Source organism: Amycolatopsis sp. NBC_01480, from assembly GCF_036227205.1.
GTDB lineage: Bacteria > Actinomycetota > Actinomycetes > Mycobacteriales > Pseudonocardiaceae > Amycolatopsis.
In genome coordinates this window covers 1,438,092-1,457,020 of the sequence record NZ_CP109442.1, presented here as the reverse complement: position 1 = coordinate 1,457,020, position 18,929 = coordinate 1,438,092, and the positions used below count along the sequence as shown (strand labels likewise).

22 protein-coding genes are annotated in these 18,929 nt (G+C 69.9%); 16 read left to right on the top strand and 6 right to left on the bottom strand.

The genetic code is table 11. From position 1 onward, the window contains the following. The first annotated feature begins 43 nt into the window (after positions 1-43). From OG371_RS06785 to OG371_RS06745, 9 genes are all read left to right on the top strand, one after another. Positions 44-295 carry an ATP F0F1 synthase subunit C gene (locus OG371_RS06785; protein WP_329066669.1) on the top strand — a complete coding sequence of 84 codons (252 nt, stop codon included), beginning with the start codon at positions 44-46 and terminating at the stop codon, positions 293-295. A 29-nt stretch (positions 296-324) separates the two neighbouring features. Next, positions 325-876 carry a F0F1 ATP synthase subunit B gene (locus OG371_RS06780; protein ID WP_329066667.1) on the top strand — a complete coding sequence of 184 codons (552 nt, stop codon included), beginning with the start codon at positions 325-327 and terminating at the stop codon, positions 874-876. Between the two features lie 6 nt (positions 877-882). After that, positions 883-1,707: a F0F1 ATP synthase subunit delta gene (locus OG371_RS06775; RefSeq protein WP_329066666.1), complete on the top strand. Its 825-nt coding sequence runs from the start codon at positions 883-885 to the stop codon at positions 1,705-1,707. 67 nt (positions 1,708-1,774) lie between these two features. Beyond that, complete coding sequence (atpA, locus tag OG371_RS06770) at positions 1,775-3,415, top strand: F0F1 ATP synthase subunit alpha (protein WP_329066665.1); 1,641 nt, start codon at positions 1,775-1,777, stop codon at positions 3,413-3,415. Positions 3,416-3,426: 11 nt separating this feature from the next. Then, on the top strand, positions 3,427-4,365 hold the full coding sequence (locus OG371_RS06765) for a F0F1 ATP synthase subunit gamma (RefSeq protein ID WP_329066664.1): 939 nt from the start codon (positions 3,427-3,429) through the stop codon (positions 4,363-4,365). Next, on the top strand, positions 4,365-5,792 hold the full coding sequence (gene atpD, locus OG371_RS06760) for a F0F1 ATP synthase subunit beta (protein ID WP_091611484.1): 1,428 nt from the start codon (positions 4,365-4,367) through the stop codon (positions 5,790-5,792). The genes OG371_RS06765 and atpD overlap by 1 nt, the downstream gene beginning before the upstream one ends. A 115-nt stretch (positions 5,793-5,907) precedes the next feature. Further along, positions 5,908-6,273 (top strand): F0F1 ATP synthase subunit epsilon, encoded by a 366-nt coding sequence (locus tag OG371_RS06755; protein WP_329066661.1) that lies wholly within the window; start codon positions 5,908-5,910, stop codon positions 6,271-6,273. 25 nt (positions 6,274-6,298) lie between these two features. Then, positions 6,299-6,733 (top strand): DUF2550 domain-containing protein, encoded by a 435-nt coding sequence (locus OG371_RS06750; RefSeq protein ID WP_329066659.1) that lies wholly within the window; start codon positions 6,299-6,301, stop codon positions 6,731-6,733. Positions 6,734-6,773: 40 nt separating this feature from the next. Then, complete coding sequence (locus OG371_RS06745; protein ID WP_329066657.1) at positions 6,774-7,076, top strand: hypothetical protein; 303 nt, start codon at positions 6,774-6,776, stop codon at positions 7,074-7,076. Between the two features lie 27 nt (positions 7,077-7,103). Here OG371_RS06745 and OG371_RS06740 read toward each other — a convergent pair whose 3' ends face one another. Continuing rightward, positions 7,104-7,670: a cob(I)yrinic acid a,c-diamide adenosyltransferase gene (locus OG371_RS06740; RefSeq protein WP_329066655.1), complete on the bottom strand. Its 567-nt coding sequence runs from the start codon at positions 7,668-7,670 to the stop codon at positions 7,104-7,106. 61 nt (positions 7,671-7,731) lie between these two features. Here OG371_RS06740 and murA point away from each other — a divergent pair, with 61 nt between their 5' ends. From murA to OG371_RS06725, 3 genes are all read left to right on the top strand, one after another. Then, the gene (murA, locus tag OG371_RS06735) at positions 7,732-9,006 is read left to right on the top strand and encodes a UDP-N-acetylglucosamine 1-carboxyvinyltransferase (protein WP_329066653.1); all 1,275 of its coding nucleotides are present in this window, start codon (positions 7,732-7,734) and stop codon (positions 9,004-9,006) included. A gap of 105 nt (positions 9,007-9,111) precedes the next feature. Then, positions 9,112-9,540 carry a nuclear transport factor 2 family protein gene (locus tag OG371_RS06730; protein WP_329066651.1) on the top strand — a complete coding sequence of 143 codons (429 nt, stop codon included), beginning with the start codon at positions 9,112-9,114 and terminating at the stop codon, positions 9,538-9,540. Further along, a complete protein-coding gene (locus tag OG371_RS06725) occupies positions 9,533-10,342 on the top strand; it encodes an NmrA family NAD(P)-binding protein (protein ID WP_329066649.1) in 810 nt (269 codons plus the stop codon). The genes OG371_RS06730 and OG371_RS06725 overlap by 8 nt, the downstream gene beginning before the upstream one ends. On the opposite strand, the gene OG371_RS06720 is transcribed toward OG371_RS06725, so the two are convergent. Together OG371_RS06720 and OG371_RS06715 are read right to left on the bottom strand one after the other, a co-directional pair. Continuing rightward, entirely contained in the window at positions 10,339-10,965 is a 627-nt protein-coding gene (locus tag OG371_RS06720) for a LysE family translocator (RefSeq protein ID WP_329066647.1), read from the bottom strand. The genes OG371_RS06725 and OG371_RS06720 overlap by 4 nt on opposite strands. Before the next feature lie 19 nt (positions 10,966-10,984). Then, positions 10,985-11,611: a LysE family translocator gene (locus OG371_RS06715; RefSeq protein WP_329066645.1), complete on the bottom strand. Its 627-nt coding sequence runs from the start codon at positions 11,609-11,611 to the stop codon at positions 10,985-10,987. Between the two features lie 109 nt (positions 11,612-11,720). On the opposite strand from OG371_RS06715, the gene OG371_RS06710 reads away from it, so the two are divergent. Together OG371_RS06710 and OG371_RS06705 are read left to right on the top strand one after the other, a co-directional pair. Then, positions 11,721-12,029 (top strand): DUF6191 domain-containing protein, encoded by a 309-nt coding sequence (locus tag OG371_RS06710; protein ID WP_329066643.1) that lies wholly within the window; start codon positions 11,721-11,723, stop codon positions 12,027-12,029. Positions 12,030-12,161: 132 nt separating this feature from the next. Next, positions 12,162-14,183, top strand: a complete 2,022-nt coding sequence (locus tag OG371_RS06705; protein ID WP_329066641.1) for a protein meaA — start codon at positions 12,162-12,164, stop codon at positions 14,181-14,183. Here OG371_RS06705 and OG371_RS06700 read toward each other — a convergent pair. Next, complete coding sequence (locus OG371_RS06700) at positions 14,180-14,731, bottom strand: cysteine hydrolase family protein (RefSeq protein WP_329066639.1); 552 nt, start codon at positions 14,729-14,731, stop codon at positions 14,180-14,182. The two genes, OG371_RS06705 and OG371_RS06700, sit on opposite strands and share 4 nt — an antisense overlap. Positions 14,732-14,802: 71 nt before the next feature. On the opposite strand from OG371_RS06700, the gene OG371_RS06695 reads away from it, so the two are divergent. Beyond that, positions 14,803-15,750: a GlxA family transcriptional regulator gene (locus OG371_RS06695; protein WP_329066637.1), complete on the top strand. Its 948-nt coding sequence runs from the start codon at positions 14,803-14,805 to the stop codon at positions 15,748-15,750. A 23-nt stretch (positions 15,751-15,773) separates the two neighbouring features. Beyond that, complete coding sequence (locus tag OG371_RS06690) at positions 15,774-16,547, top strand: enoyl-CoA hydratase-related protein (RefSeq protein ID WP_329066635.1); 774 nt, start codon at positions 15,774-15,776, stop codon at positions 16,545-16,547. Positions 16,548-17,415: 868 nt separating this feature from the next. Here the strand turns inward: OG371_RS06690 and OG371_RS06685 are convergent. Further along, positions 17,416-18,255, bottom strand: coding sequence for an aminoglycoside phosphotransferase family protein (locus tag OG371_RS06685; protein WP_329066633.1), 840 nt, complete (start codon positions 18,253-18,255; stop codon positions 17,416-17,418). Between the two features lie 112 nt (positions 18,256-18,367). Continuing rightward, positions 18,368-18,907, bottom strand: coding sequence for an NUDIX hydrolase (locus OG371_RS06680; protein WP_329066631.1), 540 nt, complete (start codon positions 18,905-18,907; stop codon positions 18,368-18,370). Positions 18,908-18,929: the final 22 nt, after the last annotated feature.

Sequence of the window (18,929 nt, the reverse complement as noted above, 5' to 3'; positions counted from 1 at the left end):
GATCCGCGTGAGTCGCGCGGACCGAGTTTGAAGGGAAACGCAAGTGACTACTGAGGTTCTCGCCCAGGCCGCCGGCAGCATCAACCCGGGCCTCGCCGCCATCGGTTACGGCCTCGGCGCCATCGGCCCCGGTATCGGCGTGGGTCTGATCTTCGCCGCTGTCATCAACGGCACCGCGCGTCAGCCGGAGGCCCAGGGCAAGCTCCAGACCCTGGGTTACACGACCTTCGTTCTGGTCGAGGTGCTGGCGCTGATCGGTATCGTCATCTACTTCATCGCCTCCGCCGCGGCCTGAGTCACCCGCTCATCGCTTAAGGAGACGTTGTGCTGAAGACCGAGTTGGTGCTCGCCGCGGAGACGCCGAGCCCGATCATCCCGCACATCCCCGAGCTGATCCTCGGGTTCGTCGCCTTCATCCTGCTGCTCCTGGTCATGAAGAAGTACGTGGTCCCTCGTTTCGAGACCGCGTACGAGGAGCGGGCGCAGAAGATCGAAGGCGGCATCGAGAAGGCCGAGCGGGCCCAGGCCGAGGCCGAGGAAGCGCTGGCCCAGTACAAGGCACAGCTGGCCGAAGCCCGGTCCGAGGCCGCGAAGATCCGTGATGACGCGCGGCTCGAGGCCGAGCAGATCAAGGCGGAGCTGCGGGCCGAGGCCGAGTCCGAGTCCCAGCGGATCGTCGCCCAGGGACACGCTCAGCTGCAGGCCCAGAAGGCGCAGATCGTCGCCGAGCTGCGGGCCGACATGGGCCGCAACGCGGTCGAGCTGGCCAGCCGCATCGTCGGCGAGTCGCTCGAGGACGAGGCACGCCGCCGGGGCACCGTCGACCGTTTCCTGCAGGAGCTCGAGACGGCCGGCGCCAACGGAGCGGGGAAGTAGACCAGAATGACGCTGCATGCTGCGAGCCGTGAAGCGCTCGACCTCGCCGAGAACCGTCTCGGCGAGGTACTGGCCGACGCGGGCGCCGACGCTGCGACGGTCGGAGACGAGCTGCTCTCGGTCGTCGACCTGCTCGACCGCGAGATCGGCCTGCGCCGGGCGGTCGGCGACGCTTCGGTCGAGCCCGAGGCCCGCCGCGGCCTCATCCGCCGGCTGTTCGACGGGAAGCTGAGCGAACCGGCGCTGAAGGTGCTCGACACCGTGGCGGGCAGCCGCTGGTCCAGCCCGCGTCAGCTGACCGACGGGCTCGAGTCGGTGGGCCGCTCCGCGCTGCTCACCGCCGCCGAGCAGGCCGGGAACGTCGACACCGTCGAATCCCAGCTGTTCCAGATCGCGCGGGTCGTCGCCGGCTCCCCGGAGCTGGAGGCCGCGCTGTCGGACCTGGCCGGCCCCGCCGACGCCAAGCGGGCACTGGTCCGCGGGCTGTTCGCGGACAAGGTCGACGTGGTCACCGAGACACTGGTCGAGCAGGTCGTCCGCCGGGCCAAGGGGCGCGGCGTCGGCATCGGGCTCGACAAGCTGGTCAAGCTGGCCGCGGAACGGCGTCAGCGCTCCGTCGCCTACGTGACCAGCGCCAACGCCCTCACCGACGAGCAGCAGACCCAGCTCGGGTCGAAGCTCACCGGGATGTACGGCCGGCCCATGGCCCTGCACGTCGAGGTGGACCCCCGGCTCGGCGGCGGGCTCGTCGTCCGCGTCGGCGACGAGGTCATCGACGGCAGCACGGCCGGACAGCTCGCCGCCCTGCGCGGCCGGCTGAGCCGGGCCTGACCGGCGTGCCCGGCCGGCCCAACAGACTTTGCACACTGGACAGAACAGAAGCGAGAGCGGGAACGAAATGGCGGAGCTGACGATCTCCTCGGACGAGATCGCCCACGCGATCGAGAACTACGTCTCGAGTTACGCCCCTTCCGTTGAAAGGGAAGAGGTCGGCGTCGTCGTCGACGCCGGTGACGGTATCGCCCACGTCGAGGGCCTGCCCTCGGCCATGGCCAACGAGCTGCTCGAGTTCCCGGGCGGCGTGCTCGGTGTGGCGCTGAACCTCGACGCGCGTTCGATCGGTGTCGCGATCCTGGGTGACTTCGAGACCATCGAAGAGGGCCAGCAGGTCAAGCGGACCGGCCAGGTGCTGTCCGTGCCGGTCGGCGACGGCTACCTCGGCCGGGTCGTGGACCCGCTGGGCCAGGCCATCGACGGGCTCGGCGAGATCGAGACCACGGGCCGTCGCCCGCTGGAGCTCAAGGCCGCCTCGGTGGTCGAGCGCCAGCCGGTGTCCGAGCCGCTGCAGACCGGCATCACCGCGATCGACGCGATGACGCCGATCGGCCGTGGCCAGCGCCAGCTGATCATCGGCGACCGCAAGACCGGCAAGACGGCGGTCGCGGTCGACACGATCATCAACCAGAAGGCCAACTGGGAGACCGGCGACGAGAAGAAGCAGGTTCGCTGCATCTACGTCGCGGTCGGCCAGAAGGGCTCCACGATCGCCGCGGTGAAGAAGTCGCTCGAGGACGCGGGCGCGATGGAGTACACCACCATCGTCGCCGCCCCGGCTTCGGACTCGGCCGGCTTCAAGTGGATCGCCCCGTACACCGGCTCGGCCATCGGCCAGCACTGGATGTACGAGGGCAAGCACGTCCTGATCGTGTTCGACGACCTGACCAAGCAGGCCGACGCGTACCGCGCGATCTCGCTGCTGCTGCGCCGCCCGCCGGGCCGCGAGGCCTTCCCCGGCGACGTCTTCTACTTGCACTCCCGCCTGCTCGAGCGTTGCGCGAAGCTGTCGGACGAGCTGGGCGCCGGCTCGCTGACCGGGCTGCCGATCATCGAGACGAAGGCCAACGACGTGTCGGCCTACATCCCGACGAACGTCATCTCGATCACCGACGGCCAGTGCTTCTTCCAGTCGGACCTGTTCAACGCCGGCCAGCGCCCGGCCATCGACGTGGGCATCTCGGTGTCCCGCGTGGGTGGTGCCGCGCAGGTCAAGGCGATGAAGGACGTTTCGGGCTCGCTCCGGATCGACCTGTCGCAGTACCGCGAGCTGGAGTCCTTCGCCGCGTTCGCCTCCGACCTCGACGACGCCTCCAAGGCGCAGCTCGAGCGGGGCGCGCGCCTCTACGAGGTGCTCAAGCAGCCGCAGTACTCGCCGGTCCCGGTCGAGGAGCAGGTCGCCACGGTGTTCCTGGGCACGAACGGGCACTACGACTCGGTCCCGACCGAGGACGTGCGCCGGTTCAACCACGAGTTCCTCGACTCGGCTCGCCGCAAGCACGGCGAGATCCTCGGCTCGGTCCGCGACACGGGCAAGTTCTCGCCCGAGGCCCGCGAGAGCCTGGTCGACGCGGTGAACGAGTTCAAGAAGGAGTTCACCACCTCCGAGGGCAAGAACCTGGCCGAGGCGGACGCCGCGGCCATGGACGCCGACCAGGTCGGGCAGGAGACCGTGAAGGTCAACAAGCCCGCGCCGAAGAAGTGAGCTGGTAGCTCATGGCCGCACAACTCCGGGAACTTCGGTCGCGCATCAAGGCGACCAAGTCGATCGGCAAGATCACCAAGGCGATGGAGCTCATCGCCACCGCGCGCATCACCAAGGCGCGGGCGAAGGTCGCCGCTTCCCGGCCGTACGCCGAAGAGATCACCAAGGTGCTCTCGGCGCTGGCCGGTGCGGCGGCCAACCTCGACCACCCGCTGCTGGTCGAGCGCCCGAACCCGAAGCGGGCCGCGGTACTGGTCGTCACCAGCGACAAGGGCCAGTGCGGTGGGTACAACACCAACGTGCTGAAGGCGACCGAGGAACTGCTCGCCCTCCTGCGTGAGGAAGGCAAGCAGCCCGAGGTCTACGTGACCGGCAGCAAGGGGCTCAACTACTACCGGTTCCGCGGCCGCGAGGTCAGCGGCAGCTGGACGGGCTTCTCCGACCAGCCGGGTTACGCCGACGCGGTCGAGACGGCCGAGACGCTGGTGGGCTCGTTCCTCGCCGGCACCGACGACGCCGCCGGCAACGCGGACGGCATCGAAGGGGTCGACGAGATCCACGTCGTCTACACCGAGTTCGTCTCGATGCTGACCCAGCGCCCGGTGGCCAAGCGGGTCGCCCCGCTGGAGGTCGAGTACACCGAGGGCGAGGAGCAGCCGCCGTCCGGGCTGCTGCCGAGCTACGAGTTCGAGCCGAGTGCCGACCGCCTGCTGTCCGCGCTGCTGCCGAAGTACATCAACACGCGCCTCTACTCGGCGCTGCTGGAGTCGGCGGCGTCGGAGCTGGCGGCCCGGCGCACCGCGATGAAGGCCGCGTCGGACAACGCCAACGACCTGGTGGGCACCCTGACGCGGGAGATGAACCAGGCCCGTCAGGCGCAGATCACCCAGGAGATCTCCGAAATCGTCGGTGGCGCGAACGCGCTCACCGCAGCAGGAAGTGATGACTGATGACCAGTACTGAAGCCCCGCGCGCCAAGGGGCGCATCGTGTCGGTGACCGGTCCGGTCGTCGACGTCGAGTTCCCGCGCGGTTCCGTGCCCGACCAGTTCAACGCGCTCAAGGTCGAGATCGAGTTCGAGCAGCTGCGCAAGACCGTGACGCTCGAGGTCGCCAGCCACCTCGGCGACAACCTCGTCCGCACCATTTCGCTGCAGCCGCAGGACGGCCTGGTCCGCGGCGCCGAGGTCACCGACACCGGCAAGCCGATCACCGTGCCGGTGGGCGACAAGGTCAAGGGCCACGTCTACAACGCGCTCGGCGAGTGCCTGGACGAGCCCGGCTACGGCGACGACCTCGAGCGCTGGGGCATCCACCGCAACCCGCCGTCCTTCGACCAGCTCGAGGGCAAGACGGAGATGCTGGAGACCGGCCTGAAGGTCGTCGACCTGCTCACCCCGTACGTGCAGGGTGGCAAGATCGGCCTGTTCGGCGGTGCCGGCGTGGGCAAGACGGTGCTGATCAAGGAGATGATCACCCGTGTCGCCCGGAACTTCGGTGGCACCTCGGTGTTCGCCGGCGTCGGCGAGCGCACCCGTGAGGGCAACGACCTCTTCCTGGAGATGAGCGAGGACGGCGTCATCAACGACACCGCCCTCGTCTTCGGCCAGATGGACGAGCCGCCCGGCACGCGTATGCGCGTCGCGCTGTCCGCGCTGACCATGGCGGAGTACTTCCGCGACGTCCAGAACCAGGACGTGCTGCTGTTCATCGACAACATCTTCCGGTTCACCCAGGCCGGCTCCGAGGTCTCGACCCTGCTGGGTCGCATGCCTTCGGCCGTGGGCTACCAGCCGACGCTGGCGGACGAGATGGGCCAGCTGCAGGAGCGGATCACCTCGACCCGGGGCCGTTCGATCACCTCGATGCAGGCGATCTACGTGCCCGCGGACGACTACACCGACCCGGCCCCGGCCGCGACGTTCGCCCACCTGGACGCCACCACGGAGCTCTCGCGTGGCGTGTTCCAGAAGGGCATCTTCCCGGCGGTGGACCCGCTGGCGTCGACCTCGACGATCCTCGACCCGGCCATCGTCGGCGAGGACCACTACCGGGTCGCCTCCGAGGTCATCCGGATCCTGCAGAAGTACAAGGAGCTGCAGGACATCATCGCGATCCTCGGCATGGACGAGCTCTCGGAAGAGGACAAGCTCACCGTGCAGCGCGCCCGCCGGATCGAGCGTTTCCTCTCCCAGAACATGCTGGTCGCGGAGGCGTTCACGCAGATCCCGGGCTCGACGGTGCCGCTGGCCGAGACCATCGAGTCGTTCGACCGCATCGCCAAGGGCGACTTCGACCACTACCCGGAGCAGGCGTTCCTGGGCATCGGTGGCCTCGAAGACCTCGAGAAGAAGTACAAGGAAATCACCAAGAAGTGACTTCCCGGGGGCGGCGGGGGCTGTGTCCATTGTGGACTCCGGCCCCCGCCGTTCTCGTAACCGGAGCTGGACCTATTACACTCGGTGGTGACACCGGCGAGCGAGGGAGTGCTACGTGGCTGAGATGTCCGTGGAGCTGGTGGCCGTGGAGCGCCGGCTCTGGTCGGGTACCGCCACCTTCGTGGTGGCCCAGACCACCGAGGGCGAGATCGGCATCATGCCCGGCCACGAGCCGGTACTGGGCCAGCTCGTCGAGGGTGGCGTGGTGAAGGTGGCCACCACCGACGACGAGACGATCTGCGCGGCCGTGCACGGCGGGTTCCTGTCGGTGACCGGTACAGGGGTGAGCGTGCTCGCCGAGAGCGCCGAGCTCTCCGACGAGATCGACGTGGACGCCGCGAAGGCGGCCCTCACCGGCGACGACGAGGCAGAGCGGGCGAGGGCATCGGCCCAGCTGCGCGCGGCTGGTCAGTCGGTCTGATCGAGCGACGAGCAGGAGCCGGGCCGTGAAGATCGCCATCGTGGTGCTGGGGCTCCTGGTCGTGCTCGCCGTGCTGGTCGCCTGGTACGGCCAGCGCTGGATCCGGATGCGCCGCGGTGGCGGCGTCAGCGTCGCGCTGCGGTGGCGCCCGGACGCGGCCCGCTCCAGCTGGCACCTCGGCCTCGGCCGCTACGAGGGGGACGAGTTCGTCTGGTACCGCGTCTGGAGCCTCCGCACCGGCCCGGACCGCGTCTTCCAGCGGGCCAGCATGCAGATCGCCGACCGCCGCGACCCTTCGGGCACGGAGGCCTACGCGGTGCCCGAAGGCGCGACCGTCCTGCGTTGTGAATCGCCCACGCAGGAAGCGATCGAGATCGCCATGGGCCCGGGCGCGCTGACGGGTTTCCTGTCCTGGCTCGAGTCCGCCCCACCGGGGCGAAGGCTGCCGCGGGCGTCCTGAATGGGGCTTACCCTGGGTGCCATGGGCGCCGAGGAGCACGTTGACCGGCAGCGGCTGTAGCCGGATGTCGGATCCCTGGCTGCGCATCGAGGTCCTTGATGGGCCGGTCCCGGCGCGCGACTGGCGCAGTGCCCACGCCGAAGCCCTGGTCACCGCTGCGATCGCGGACCGGGCTGTGCGGTGGCACTGGCGGGAAAGCGGCCGTGGTGTGGTGCTCGAGGTTGCCTTCCGGACTGAGCAAATCCGCGACGAGTTCCGCGATCAGCTTGCGGTCAAGGCGGCGCTCGACGCCGTGCCGGACCCGCGGCACGGGCTCAACGTCGTTCCCGGCGGCGGGGACTAGCGTGCCGCTGCCCGGGGCGCAAACTGCTCAGCCGCCCGGCTGCCACAGCACGTCGCCCTCGGGGTTGGCCAGGCGGGCGAGGATGAAGAGCAGGTCGGAGAGCCGGTTCAGGTACTTGGCCGCGATCGGGTTGGTGGTGTCCGGCTCGGCCTCGACCAGGGCCCAGGCGGCGCGTTCCGCGCGGCGGGTGACGGTGCGGGCCTGGTGCAGGTAGGCCGCGCCGGGGGTGCCGCCCGGCAGGATGAACGAGGTGAGCTTCGGCAGCCGCTCGTTGAACTCGTCGCACCAGCCCTCCAGCCGTTCCAGGTACGCCTCGGTGATGCGCAGCGGCTGGTACGGCGGGTCCGGCTGGATCGGCAGGCACAGGTCGGCGCCGACGTCGAAGAGGTCGTTCTGCACGCGTCGCAGCACGGTGCCCAGCTCCTCGGTGAGGCCGCCGACCGAGACGGCCAGGCCGATGACCGAGTTCGCCTCGTCGGTTTCTGCGTACGCGCCCAGGCGCGGCGAGGTCTTGGGCACGCGGGAGCCGTCGCCGAGCGCGGTGCTGCCGCTGTCGCCGACCTTCGTGTAGACGCGGTTGATGCGAACGACCATGCGCCCGACTCTACCGGCCCCGCGTAAGGCAAAACTGGACCAGAGGGCATGATTGGCGGCCATGAGCGAGCACTTCGACGTGCACGGCGGGGCACGGCTGGTCGGCGAGGTCGACGTGGTCGGAGCCAAGAACAGCGTGCTGAAGCTGATGGCGGCGGCCCTGCTGGCCGAGGGCACGACCACCATCCGGAACTGCCCGCAGATCCTGGACGTCCCGCTGATGGGCGACGTCCTGCGCAGCGTGGGCTGCGAGGTGGTGATCGAGGGCGACACGGCGACCATCACCACGCCCGCCGAGCTGTCGCACCGCGCGGATTCGCCGGCGATGGGCAAGCTGCGCGCGTCCGTCTGCGTGCTGGGGCCGCTGGTCGGCCGGCTGAAGCAGGCCGTCGTCGCGCTGCCGGGCGGGGACGCGATCGGGTCGCGGCCGCTCGACATGCACCAGAACGGCCTCCGCAAGCTGGGCGCCACGAGCATCATCGAGCACGGTTGTGTGGTGGCGAAGGCGGAGTCGTTGATCGGCGCGCAGATCTGGCTGGACTTCCCGAGCGTCGGCGCGACCGAGAACATCCTGATGGCCGCGGTGCTGGCCGAGGGCACCACGGTGATCGACAACGCCGCGCGCGAGCCGGAGATCATCAACATCTGCGAGATGCTGATCGAGATGGGCGCGAAGATCGAGGGCGCCGGCACGTCGACGCTCACGGTGCACGGGGTCGAGCAGCTCCGCCCGACCGAGCACCGCGTGATCGGCGACCGGATCGTGGGCGCCACTTGGGCGTTCGCCGCCGCCATGACGCGCGGCGACCTGACCGTTCGCGGGGTCAACCCGCACCACCTGGACCTGGTGCTGGACAAGCTCCGCCTCGGCGGCGCGGACGTGACCACCTTCGACGACAAGGGTTTCCGCATCGTCCAGCCCGAGCGCCCGAAGGCGGTCGACTGGGTGACGCTGCCGTACCCCGGCTTCGCCACCGACCTGCAGCCGTTCGCGGTCGCGCTCTCGGCGGTTTCCGAGGGCACCTCGATGATCACGGAAAACGTCTACGAGGCGCGGTTCCGCTTCATCGAGGAGATGATCCGCCTCTCCGGCGACGCCCGCACCGACGGCCACCACGCCGTCGTCCGCGGTGTCGAACGCCTGTCCAGCGCCCCGGTCTGGGCCTCGGACATCCGCGCCGGCGCGGGCCTGGTGCTGGCCGGCCTCTGCGCCGACGGAATCACCGAGGTCTGGGACGTCTTCCACATCGACCGCGGTTACCCGCACTTCGTCGAGAACCTGAACCGCCTCGGCGCGAAGATCAAGCGCGTGGCGGGGGAGCCGGACCGCGCGTAGCCCGGGCCTGCGCCGGCGTCCGACCCATCGGCTTCGAGCCATCGCTTCATTTCGGGTAGTCTTTGGTCGGGACGATACAGTCCCGTCCTAACCTGAGAGGAAGCGATGGACCTCGTCGACCGCGCGCTCGACCGGCTGCTCGCCCACGACATGGCCGGGTTCGCGAACCTGTGGGCCGAGGACGGGGTGCTCGAATTCCCGTTCGCCTCGCCCGGTTACCCGCGCCGGATCGAGGGCGGCGCGGCGATCGCCGAATACCTACGCGGCTATCCCGATTTGCTGGACATCCGCGAGGTCACCGAGAAGACCGTGCACCGGACGGCGGACCCGGAGGTGACCGTGGTCGAGTTCGAGGTGGCCGGGGTGGCCGTCGCCACCGGGAAGCCGTACCGGCTCGGCTACATCGCCGTGCTGACCGTCCGCGACGGCGAGATCCGGCACTACCGCGACTACTGGAGCCCGCTCGCCGCGGCCGAGGTGCTCGGCGGCGCCGACCAGCTGCTCACCGCGTTCGCCGGGGGCCGGGATGCGTGACGTGCTGGTGCTCGGCTCGACGGGGAACACCGGCGGCCGCGTGCTCCGGCAGTTGCGCGACCGCGGCGTTCCGGCCCGAGCCGCCACCCGCAGGCCGACGCAACCGGGCCAGGTCCGCTTCGACTGGGCTGACCGCACGACGCACGCCGAGGCCCTCGACGGCGTCGGGGCCGTCTACCTGGTCGCCCCGATCGGCGTCGCCGAGCCGCGGGCGCTGGTCGAGCCGTTCCTCGCCGTCGCGCCCGACGCGCGGGTCGTGCTGCTCAGCTCGTCGCCCGTGGACGACGCCACTCCCGGGCTCGGTGAGCTGCACGGGCTCGTGAAAGGGCAGCCGGGCTGGGCGGTCCTGCGGCCGTCGTGGTTCATGCAGAACTTCACCGGCGACCACCTGGTCGCCCAGTCGTCGCGGGACGGCGAGATCGTCACGGCGACCAGGGACGCCCGCGTCGGGTTCGTGGACGCGACCGACATCGCCACCGTCGCCGTCCGCGCGCTGACCGACGACGAACCGCACAACACCGAACACGTGCTCACCGGCCCGTCGGTGCTCAGTTACGCCGAAGCCGCGGCGATCGTGGCGGAACGGCTCGGCCGGCCCGTCACCCATCGCGCGGTCAGCTCGGCCGAACTCGAGGCGCGCCATACGGCAGCGGGAATCCCGGCGGAATTCGCGGCCGTCCTCGCCGCGATGGACGACGCCATCCGCGAAGGCTCTGAGGACCGCGTGACCGACACCGTCGAGCGCGTAACCGGCCGTCCCGCCCGGGATTTCCGCACTTTCGCGAACGAGGAGATCCGCTAGCTCTCCAAAGCGAGCGCGGCGCCGAAGCCGATCAGCACGGTGCCGGTGACGCCGTCGAGCGTGCGGCACACCTTGCGGCGCTCCAGCCAGGCGCGGACGCGGTGGACGAGCAGGAGCAGCAGCACCTGCCAGATCGCGCCGACGCCGGCCACGGTGTACGCCAGCAGCAGCGCGTCGCCGGTGGTGGTCACCCCGGGGATGAGGAACTGCGGCAGCACCGAGAGGTACAGCACCAGCACCTTCGGGTTGGTCACGTTGGACAGGAAGCCCTCGCGCCAGCGGCGGAACGGGGTCTGCCGCTGGCGCCGGGCGTCGGTCAGCGCCTCGTAGTCCCCGCGCCAGGCGCCGCGCAGGGCCTGGAAGCCGAGGTAACAGAGGTACGCCACGCCCAGCCATTTCACGGTCTCGAACACCGGCCGCGAACTGGTGATCACCGCGCCCAGGCCGAGCGCGGCGGCGGTGCCCTGCAGGAAGTTCGCGACGGCGATGCCGAAGCACGCCCACGCGCCGCCACGGGCGCCGCCGGACAGCGCGTTTTTCAGCACCACCATGCTGTCCGGCCCCGGCGCGGCGGCGAGCAGCATCATCATGGCGAGGAACCCGCCGTACACACCCCACGTCATGGCCGCACCGTAACTCCGGTCAGGACTCCAAGGCCAGAGCCGCCCCGAAGCCGAGCAACGCGGTGCCGGTGACGCCGTCGAGCGCGCGACGCACCTTCCGGCGCTCCAACCAGGTCCGCACCCGGTGCACGAAGAACAACAGCACCAGCAGCCACAGCGCGCCCAGCACCGCGACGGTGTACGCGAGCACCAGCGCGTCCCACGTCGTGGTCCGCACCGGGTCGAGGAACTGCGGCAGCACGGACAGGTAGAGCACCAGCACCTTGGGGTTGGTGATGTTGGACAGGAAGCCCTCGCGCCACCGGCGGAACCCGCTGGTGCGCTTGCGCCGCGTTTCCTCGACCGCGGCGTAGTTCCCACGCCACGCGCCGCGCAGCGCCTGGAACCCGAGGAAGACCAGGTAGGCCGCGCCGAGCCACTTGAGCGTGAGGAACACCGGCTGGGACCGGGCGATCACCACACCGAGCCCGAGCGCCGCGGCCGTGCCCTGCACCGCGTTGCCGGCGAAGATGCCGAACGTCGCGAGCAGCCCGCCCCGCGTGCCGCCGGACAGCGAGTTCTTCAGCATCACCATCGTGTCCGGCCCCGGCGCGAGCACGATGAGGACGACGATCACCAGGTAGCTTCCGTACACACTCCAAGTCACGTTTTCCCAGCCTAGGGGCCTGGACGAGCAGAGTCTCGCGAGTTTTCGTCACAGCGCTCCGAGTACCGGGACAAACCGCTCGGAACTCCGCGGTGTCGCCGTTCGTTCGGTGGCCGTGGAGACAGTGCTGGCCCTGGGGCTGCCCGGCATGACGCTCTTGCTGGTGGCCGTCGGGGCGTACGAGATGCGGCCGAAGCGCAAGCCGTCGAAGTTGAAGGCGCGGCTGTCCTCGACCTACCTGGACGAGGTCACCGCGTTCCTCTACGGCACCAAGCGAAACGAGCTGGAGCACCGCGACTCGGTGGAGATGACGCTCGACCAGGACGCGCAAGGGGCGCCGCCGCTGGGCACCGTCGACCTCGACAAGGGTGTGGTGATCGTGCGTCCGGTTTCTCAGGACAGCCGTCCCGAACGCTGACTCGTGAGTGTTCATGACGGTTAGAACCGGAATGAACACTCACGAGCTGTGCCACCCTTACGTGTCCGATTGCACTGCCCGGCGGAAGTTACCGGTGGGTACAATCGGTCCACCCAACGCCGGAGGTGGCCCGTGCCGTATCCATCCGACCACGAGCGCGATCGGCCCTGGGTGATGCGCACTTACGCCGGGCACTCCTCGGCCGCCGCGTCCAACGAGCTGTACCGCCGCAATCTCGCGAAGGGCCAGACCGGGCTCTCGGTCGCCTTCGACCTGCCCACGCAGACCGGCTACGACCCGGACCACGTGCTCGCGCGCGGCGAGGTCGGCAAGGTCGGCGTGCCCGTCTCCCACATCGGCGACATGCGGCGCCTGTTCGACGGCATCCCGCTGGCCGAGGCCAACACCTCGATGACCATCAACGCGCCGGCGATGTGGCTGCTCGCGCTGTACGTCTCGGTCGCGCGCGAGCAGGCCGAGGCCGAGGGCCGCGACGTGGACGAGGTGCTCGCGAAGCTCACCGGGACCACGCAGAACGACATCATCAAGGAGTACCTCTCCCGCGGGACGTACATCTTCCCGCCCGGGCCGAGCCTGCGGCTGATCACCGACATGATCGCGTGGACCGTGCACCACGTGCCCAAGTGGAACCCGATCAACATCTGCAGTTACCACCTCCAGGAAGCCGGCGCGACGCCGACGCAGGAAGTCGCGTACGCGTTGTGCACCGCCATCGCCGTGCTGGACGCGGTGCGCGACTCCGGCCAGGTGGAGCCGTCGGACATGGCGAAGGTCGTCGCGCGGATGTCGTTCTTCGTCAACGCCGGCGTGCGGTTCGTCGAAGAGATGTGCAAGATGCGCGCGTTCACCGCGCTGTGGGACGAGCTGACGCGCGACCGTTACGGCGTCGAGGACCCGAAGGCGCGGCGCCTGCGTTACGGCGTGCAGGTGAACTCGCTGGGGCTCACCGAAGCGCAGCCGGAGAACAACGTCCAGCGGATCGTGCTGGAGATGCTGGCGGTCTCGCTTTCGCGCGGCTCGCGGGCGCGCGCGATCCAGCTGCCGGCCTGGAACGAGGCGCTCGGCCTGCCGCGGCCGTGGGACCAGCAGTGGGCGTTGCGGATGCAGCAGGTGCTCGCGTTCGAGACCGATCTGCTGGAATACGAGGACATCTTCGACGGCTCGCACGTCGTGCAGGCCAAAGTGGACGAGATCATGACCGGCGCGCGCGAGGAGATCGCGCGGGTGCAGGATCTCGGCGGGGCGGTCGCGGCCGTCGAGAGCGGGTACATGAAGTCGCAGCTGGTCACGTCGCTCGCCGAGTACCGGCGGGGGATGGAGAACGGCGAGCGCGTACTGGTGGGCGTGAACAAGTTCGAGACCACCGAGCCGTCGCCGCTGCAGGCTGAGGGCGCGAAGGCGATCGAGACGATCGACCCGGCCGTCGAGAAGGCCGCGGTGTCGGCGATCGAGGACTGGCGGGAGCGGCGGGATTCGGCCGCGGTCGAGGCTTCCCTTGCGGCGCTGAAGGAAAAGGCGGCGACTTCGGACAACCTGTTCGAGGCCACTGTGGACTGTGCGCGGGCGGGCGTGACCACCGGTGAGTGGTCCGGCGCGCTGCGAGAGGTGTTCGGCGAGTACCGCGCGCCGACGGGCGTCTCCGCGGCCGCGGCCGCCGGGAAGGGTGACCCGGAGCTGGAGCGCGTGCGCGCCCGGGTCCGGGTCACCGAGGCGGAACTGGGTGAGCGGCTGCGGATCCTGGTCGGGAAACCCGGCCTGGACGGGCACTCCAACGGCGCCGAGCAGGTCGCCGTCCGGGCCCGCGACGCCGGGTTCGAGGTGGTCTACCAGGGCATCCGGCTGACCCCGGACCAGATCGTCGCGGCCGCGGTGCAGGAGGGCGTGCACGTGGTCGGCCTGTCCGTGCTGTCCGGCTCGCACCTGGAGGTCGTGCCGCTGGTGGTCGACGGCCTGCGCGCCGCGGGCGCCGCCGACATCCCGGTGATCGTCGGCGGCATCATCCCGCCGGACGACGCCGCGCTGCTCACCGAGCGCGGCATCGCCCGCGTGTTCACGCCCAAGGACTACGAGCTGACCGGGATCATGGCGGGAATCGTCGACCTGATCCGCGAGCGGCACGGGCTCACCGGCTAGTCCAGTCCACTCAGGATGTCCTTTGTGGACTTGACGGTGGCGAACTGGTTGGCGAGGTTCGCCGTGGTCACGCGGTACAGCTCGTCGGCCGTCACAACGTCGCCGTCGACGCCCGGCAGGTCGAACGTGTACGTCGCGTCGAGGGCGAAGGTGACGTCGTAGCCGAGGTTGCCGCCCATGCGGGCGGTGGTTTCGCAGCAGAAGTTGGTCTGGATGCCGGCGACCACGAAGCTGCTGATGCCGCGTGCCTTGAGCCAGGCGCCGAGGTCGATGTCGCCGATGAAGGCGGAGTTGACCTTCTTGCCGAACACGAGGTCGGGGCGCGCGCCGTCGAGCTCGGGTTTGAAGTCGTGGCCGGGCTGGCCCGGGCGCAGCGGCGAGCCCGGCTTCGGCGAGTCGTGGTGCACCAGGACCACGGGCAGGCGGCGTTCCTGCCACGCGTCGAGCAGGGCCTTCATGTTCGCTTCGGCGCCGGGGTTGTTGCGCGGGCCCCAGAACCCCGGCTCGTCGAACCCGCGCTGGACGTCGATGAGGATGAGAGCGGTCATACGGACGAGTCTGGCTGCCCGGAGGCGTCGCGGGCAGTGGCAGAAGGCGCGCGATGCGGTACTTTCCTGCCATGCGCACGATCGGGGTGCTGCTCCTGCCGGGCAGCCGGATGTTCGACCTCGCCGTGATCGCCGAGGTGTGGGCCCAGGACCGCACCGACAGCGGGATCGGCCCGTTTTCCGTGCGGTTGTGCGCTTCGGGGCGAGCGCGCACGACCGTCGCGCCGTTCGGCGAGGTCGCGGCCACGCACGGGCTGGCCGGCCTCGACGGCTGCGACCTCGTGCTCGCACCCGGCCGCAGCGACCCGCTGGCCGACGTGCCCGGCCCGGCCCGGGCGGCGCTGCGCCGGGCCCACCGCGCGGGCGCGACGGTGGCGGGGCTGTGCTCCGGCGCGTTCACGCTGGCCGCGGCCGGGCTGCTCGACGGCCGCCCGGCCACCACGCACTGGCGCGACCTCGATGCGCTGGCCGCCGCCGCACCGGGTGCCGACCTGCAGCGCGACGTGCTCTACACGGATTCCGGCGGCGTGCTGACGTCGGCGGGCGTGGTCGGCGGGCTCGACCTCTGCCTGTACCTGGTCCGCCGTGACCACGGCGCGGACGTCGCATCGCGGCTCGCTCGGCGGCTGGTGATGCCGCCCGCGCGCGAGGGTGGGCAACGTCAGTACGTCGAGAACCCATTGCCGTCGTTGGTTTCCCGGCCCGGCCTGTCGTCCACTATGGACTGGGCGATGGCGCGGCTGGGCGACGACATCGGCGTCGACGACCTCGTCGGGCACGCCGGGATGAGCGAGCGGACGTTCCACCGCGAGTTCGCGGCCGCCACCGGTGCGACGCCCGGGCGCTGGCTGCGGGTGCAGCGCGTCCGTTATGCGCAGCGGTTGCTGGAAACCACGGAGCTGCCGGTGGAGCGCGTTGCTCAGCGGTCGGGCCTGGGCACGGCCGCGAACCTGCGGCGCCGGCTGCGCGCGGAGGTCGGCGTGGGCCCGGACTCGTACCGGCGCACGTTCCGTTCCTGAGGCCGCGGGGTTACGGTCGGGGGATGGGCGAGTACGAGCACATCCTGGTGAAACGGGACGGGGACACGATCACCGTCACCATGAACCGCGCGGCGCGGCGGAACTCGCTGTCCGCCGACCATTTGCGTGAGCTGCTCGAAGCGTTCCGCTCGGCAGGCGAAACCGACGCGACGGGCATAGTGCTGGCCGCCGCCGGCCCGGTCTTCTCCGCGGGCCACGACTTCGGCGACGTGGCTTCCCGGGACCTGATGGGCGTGCGCTCGTTGCTGACGCTGTGCACCGACCTGATGCGGACGATGCAGTCGCTCCCCCAGGTGGTGATCGCCCGGGTACACGGCCTGGCCACCGCGGCGGGCTGCCAACTCGTCGCCTCGTGCGACCTGGCCGTCGCCGCGGAGTCGGCGGGTTTCGCCCTCCCGGGTGGCAAGGGCGGCTGGTTCTGCCACACTCCCGCGGTCCCGGTGGCGCGCTCGATCGGCCGCAAGCGCCTGATGGAACTGGCCCTCACCGGCGATGTCGTGGACGCTCCGACTGCGCTTGAGTGGGGCCTCGTCAACCGCGTGGTCCCGGATTCTTTGCTGGATGAGGAGGTCGCTTCGCTGCTGGCTCGCGCTACGCGTGGCAGCCGGGCTAGCAAGGCTTTGGGGAAGCAGACGCTTTACGCCCAGCTGGACCGGCCGGAGGCGGACGCTTACGCGCTGGCTGTTGAGGTGATGGCTTCGGCTTCTCAGCTGCCTGGTGCTCGGGAGGGGATGGCTGCGTTTTTGGAGAAGCGCCACGCGGAATGGCCTGACTGACCGGTTTCTTCGCTTGGGCTGGCCTGGGTGTTTCGTGCTTGGGCCGGCTGTGTTGGGTGCTGCCGCGTTCCTCGAGTGCTTCCGGGTTCGTGGTTGGCAGCCTTGGGTGCTGCCGCGCTTGGATCGACCGCTCCCTTGTCCGGCTTGACCGGTTTGGTCGCACCCGCACCCTGCACCCGCACCCCCACCCGTGCTCGGGTCGGCTGCCTCGGGCACCCCCGCGTTTGTGGTTGGCTGCTTTGGGGACTGTCGCGCTCGGGTCGGCTGCTGCTTTGTTCGGCTCGGCCGGTTCGGTCATGCAGGCGCTCGGTTCGGCTGCCTCGGGCACCCCCCGGCGTTCGTGGTTGCCCGCTTTTGGGGACTGTCGCGCTCGGTTCGGCTGCTTTCTTGTTCGGCTCGGTCAGTTGGGTCGTGCAGGCGCTCGGTTCGGCTGCCTCGGACGCTCCCGCGCTTGTGGTTGGCCGCCTTGGACACCGCCGCGTTCGGGTCGGCTGCTTCGGCTACTCCCGCCCTCGGGTTGTCCGACTTTGTCGCTCCCACGCCCAGCTCGGCCGAGTTGAGCGCTGCCGTCCTTGGGCTGGCGCACACCCCTCGCCCGAACTGGCCACACCCTTGCTCGACTTGGCTGGCTTAGGCACTCCCATACCCGGCTTGTCCGGTCCGGGGCACGTCCGCACTCGGGTTGTCCACAGGGACTCCCCGTTGTGGACAACTCAGGTCTCTAGCGGCTTGACCACGAGGTTTGACGGGGTGGGGCGGTAGACTGGGCATGGGACGCCCCCCAGAGGAGGGCGGGGGTTGCTCTCGGGCGGCGGGGGTCTGAGGCCTGGGCGATTCGGCGGGTGCCGCACCGACTGGCCGTGGGGGATTAGCGCTGTTCCAGCCAAGCGACGACGGAAGCGACGAAGCCGTCGACGCGGGACAAGGGCTTGCCGGTGAAGACCGCGTGGAGGTGGCCGACCTCGATGGCGTCGTTCCAGGCCCAGGCGCGTTGGTAGGTCTCCTTGTCGACGGATGCGCGGAGGAGGTCCCAGCCGTGCCAGGTTGCGACCAGGGCGGCGTCGATTGCTGGGTCGGACAGGATTGCCATGTCCCAGTCGAGGACGCCGGTCAGTTTGCCGTCGTAGCCGAAGTGCACATTGCTGCCGCCTAAGTCGCCGTGGACGAGTCTGGCTGGGACTTCCTCCAACGCCAGCAACGTGTCCAGCCGCTGCTGAACGCCCTCGCGCCACTGAGACGGCAGGCGCGGGATGACCTCGTCGCTCAGAATGTCGGCCCAGCCCAAGCCATCCGCGTATCGGCGCGGCGTGTGGAGAACGGCCTTAAGCTCCGGTGAGACCTCGAAATCGCGCAATGCCTCCAAGAGCAGGCTGAACGCCGCCGGGTCGCCGGTGCCTTCCGGCAACGGTTCGCCGTCGATCCACGAAATTGCGACGGCCGCGTGTTCCCCGAACGTGGACACCGGCGTCAAAGGCGACGGCACGGCAAAAGGCAGGTCGGCCGCCGCGACGGCTCGAAGGATCTCGGCCCGGCGCGGCAGTTCGGCGGCGGCGTCGGGGCGTTTGCTGATTCGCACCGCGGCGACGTCGGGGAACAGCACGACGTGGTGCATATTCCCTTGTCCGGCAAGGCTTGCGGAGGCAAGAGGCGCGTCGGGGACCAGTGCTTCGGCGATTTCCAGCAGGTCGGCGGGGACTGGTCGAGGCATCCCGTCATTCTGCCCGACGAACGCCCGCAGCCGTCACACACCAGGAGCCACGGCCCGCATCAACCCGCCGGACAAACACCCAAAGCCGCCACTACCCACAAACCCGCCGAACTCAACGCCGTTCGTGCAACAGCAAAAGCGTATAAGCAGCAACAGTCTGTGCGTCGGTAATCCCACCAGCCATGATCATCTTCTCCACATCGGCCCGCGCAAACCACGCCGTCGTCATGTCCTGCTCTTCGATCTCCCGCTCCGGCGCGCCCTCGGTGAGATCCGTGGCCAGGTAGACGTGCCCGCGCTGGCTGGACATGCCGGGAGCGACCTCGAGCCGGCCGAGTTCGGTGATGGTTTCGGCGCGCAGGCCGGTTTCCTCGCGCAGTTCGCGGCGCGCGACGTCGTCGGGTGGGACCTCGGCGAGGCCGGGGGCGGTGCCCTGCGGGAATTCCCAGCGCCGTTCGCCCACCGGGTAGCGGAACTGGTCGACGAGCAGCACCCGGTCGCCGTCCAGGGGGATGATCAGGGCATAGGTCGGTTTGTCGACGACGCCGTAGATGCCTTCGCTGCCGTCAGCGCGGCGAATGGCGTCCTCCCGCACCGACATCCAGTTGTTCCGGTACACCTCGCGGGTCGCGACACGCTGAATGGGGTCCACTCACCCAGTATCGCCGAGCCTG

Excerpts from the sequence above, each read along its gene's own strand:
- OG371_RS06775 (WP_329066666.1), top strand. The coding sequence starts at position 883 with ATGACGCTGCATGCTGCGAGCCGTGAAGCGCTCGACCTCGCCGAGAAC.
- atpA (WP_329066665.1), top strand. The coding sequence starts at position 1,775 with ATGGCGGAGCTGACGATCTCCTCGGACGAGATCGCCCACGCGATCGAG.
- OG371_RS06765 (WP_329066664.1), top strand. The coding sequence starts at position 3,427 with ATGGCCGCACAACTCCGGGAACTTCGGTCGCGCATCAAGGCGACCAAG.
- atpD (WP_091611484.1), top strand. The coding sequence starts at position 4,365 with ATGACCAGTACTGAAGCCCCGCGCGCCAAGGGGCGCATCGTGTCGGTG.
- OG371_RS06740 (WP_329066655.1), bottom strand. The coding sequence starts at position 7,670 with ATGGTCGTTCGCATCAACCGCGTCTACACGAAGGTCGGCGACAGCGGC.
- murA (WP_329066653.1), top strand. The coding sequence starts at position 7,732 with ATGAGCGAGCACTTCGACGTGCACGGCGGGGCACGGCTGGTCGGCGAG.
- OG371_RS06730 (WP_329066651.1), top strand. The coding sequence starts at position 9,112 with ATGGACCTCGTCGACCGCGCGCTCGACCGGCTGCTCGCCCACGACATG.
- OG371_RS06725 (WP_329066649.1), top strand. The coding sequence starts at position 9,533 with ATGCGTGACGTGCTGGTGCTCGGCTCGACGGGGAACACCGGCGGCCGC.
- OG371_RS06720 (WP_329066647.1), bottom strand. The coding sequence starts at position 10,965 with ATGACGTGGGGTGTGTACGGCGGGTTCCTCGCCATGATGATGCTGCTC.
- OG371_RS06700 (WP_329066639.1), bottom strand. The coding sequence starts at position 14,731 with ATGACCGCTCTCATCCTCATCGACGTCCAGCGCGGGTTCGACGAGCCG.
- OG371_RS06695 (WP_329066637.1), top strand. The coding sequence starts at position 14,803 with ATGCGCACGATCGGGGTGCTGCTCCTGCCGGGCAGCCGGATGTTCGAC.
- OG371_RS06690 (WP_329066635.1), top strand. The coding sequence starts at position 15,774 with ATGGGCGAGTACGAGCACATCCTGGTGAAACGGGACGGGGACACGATC.
- OG371_RS06685 (WP_329066633.1), bottom strand. The coding sequence starts at position 18,255 with ATGCCTCGACCAGTCCCCGCCGACCTGCTGGAAATCGCCGAAGCACTG.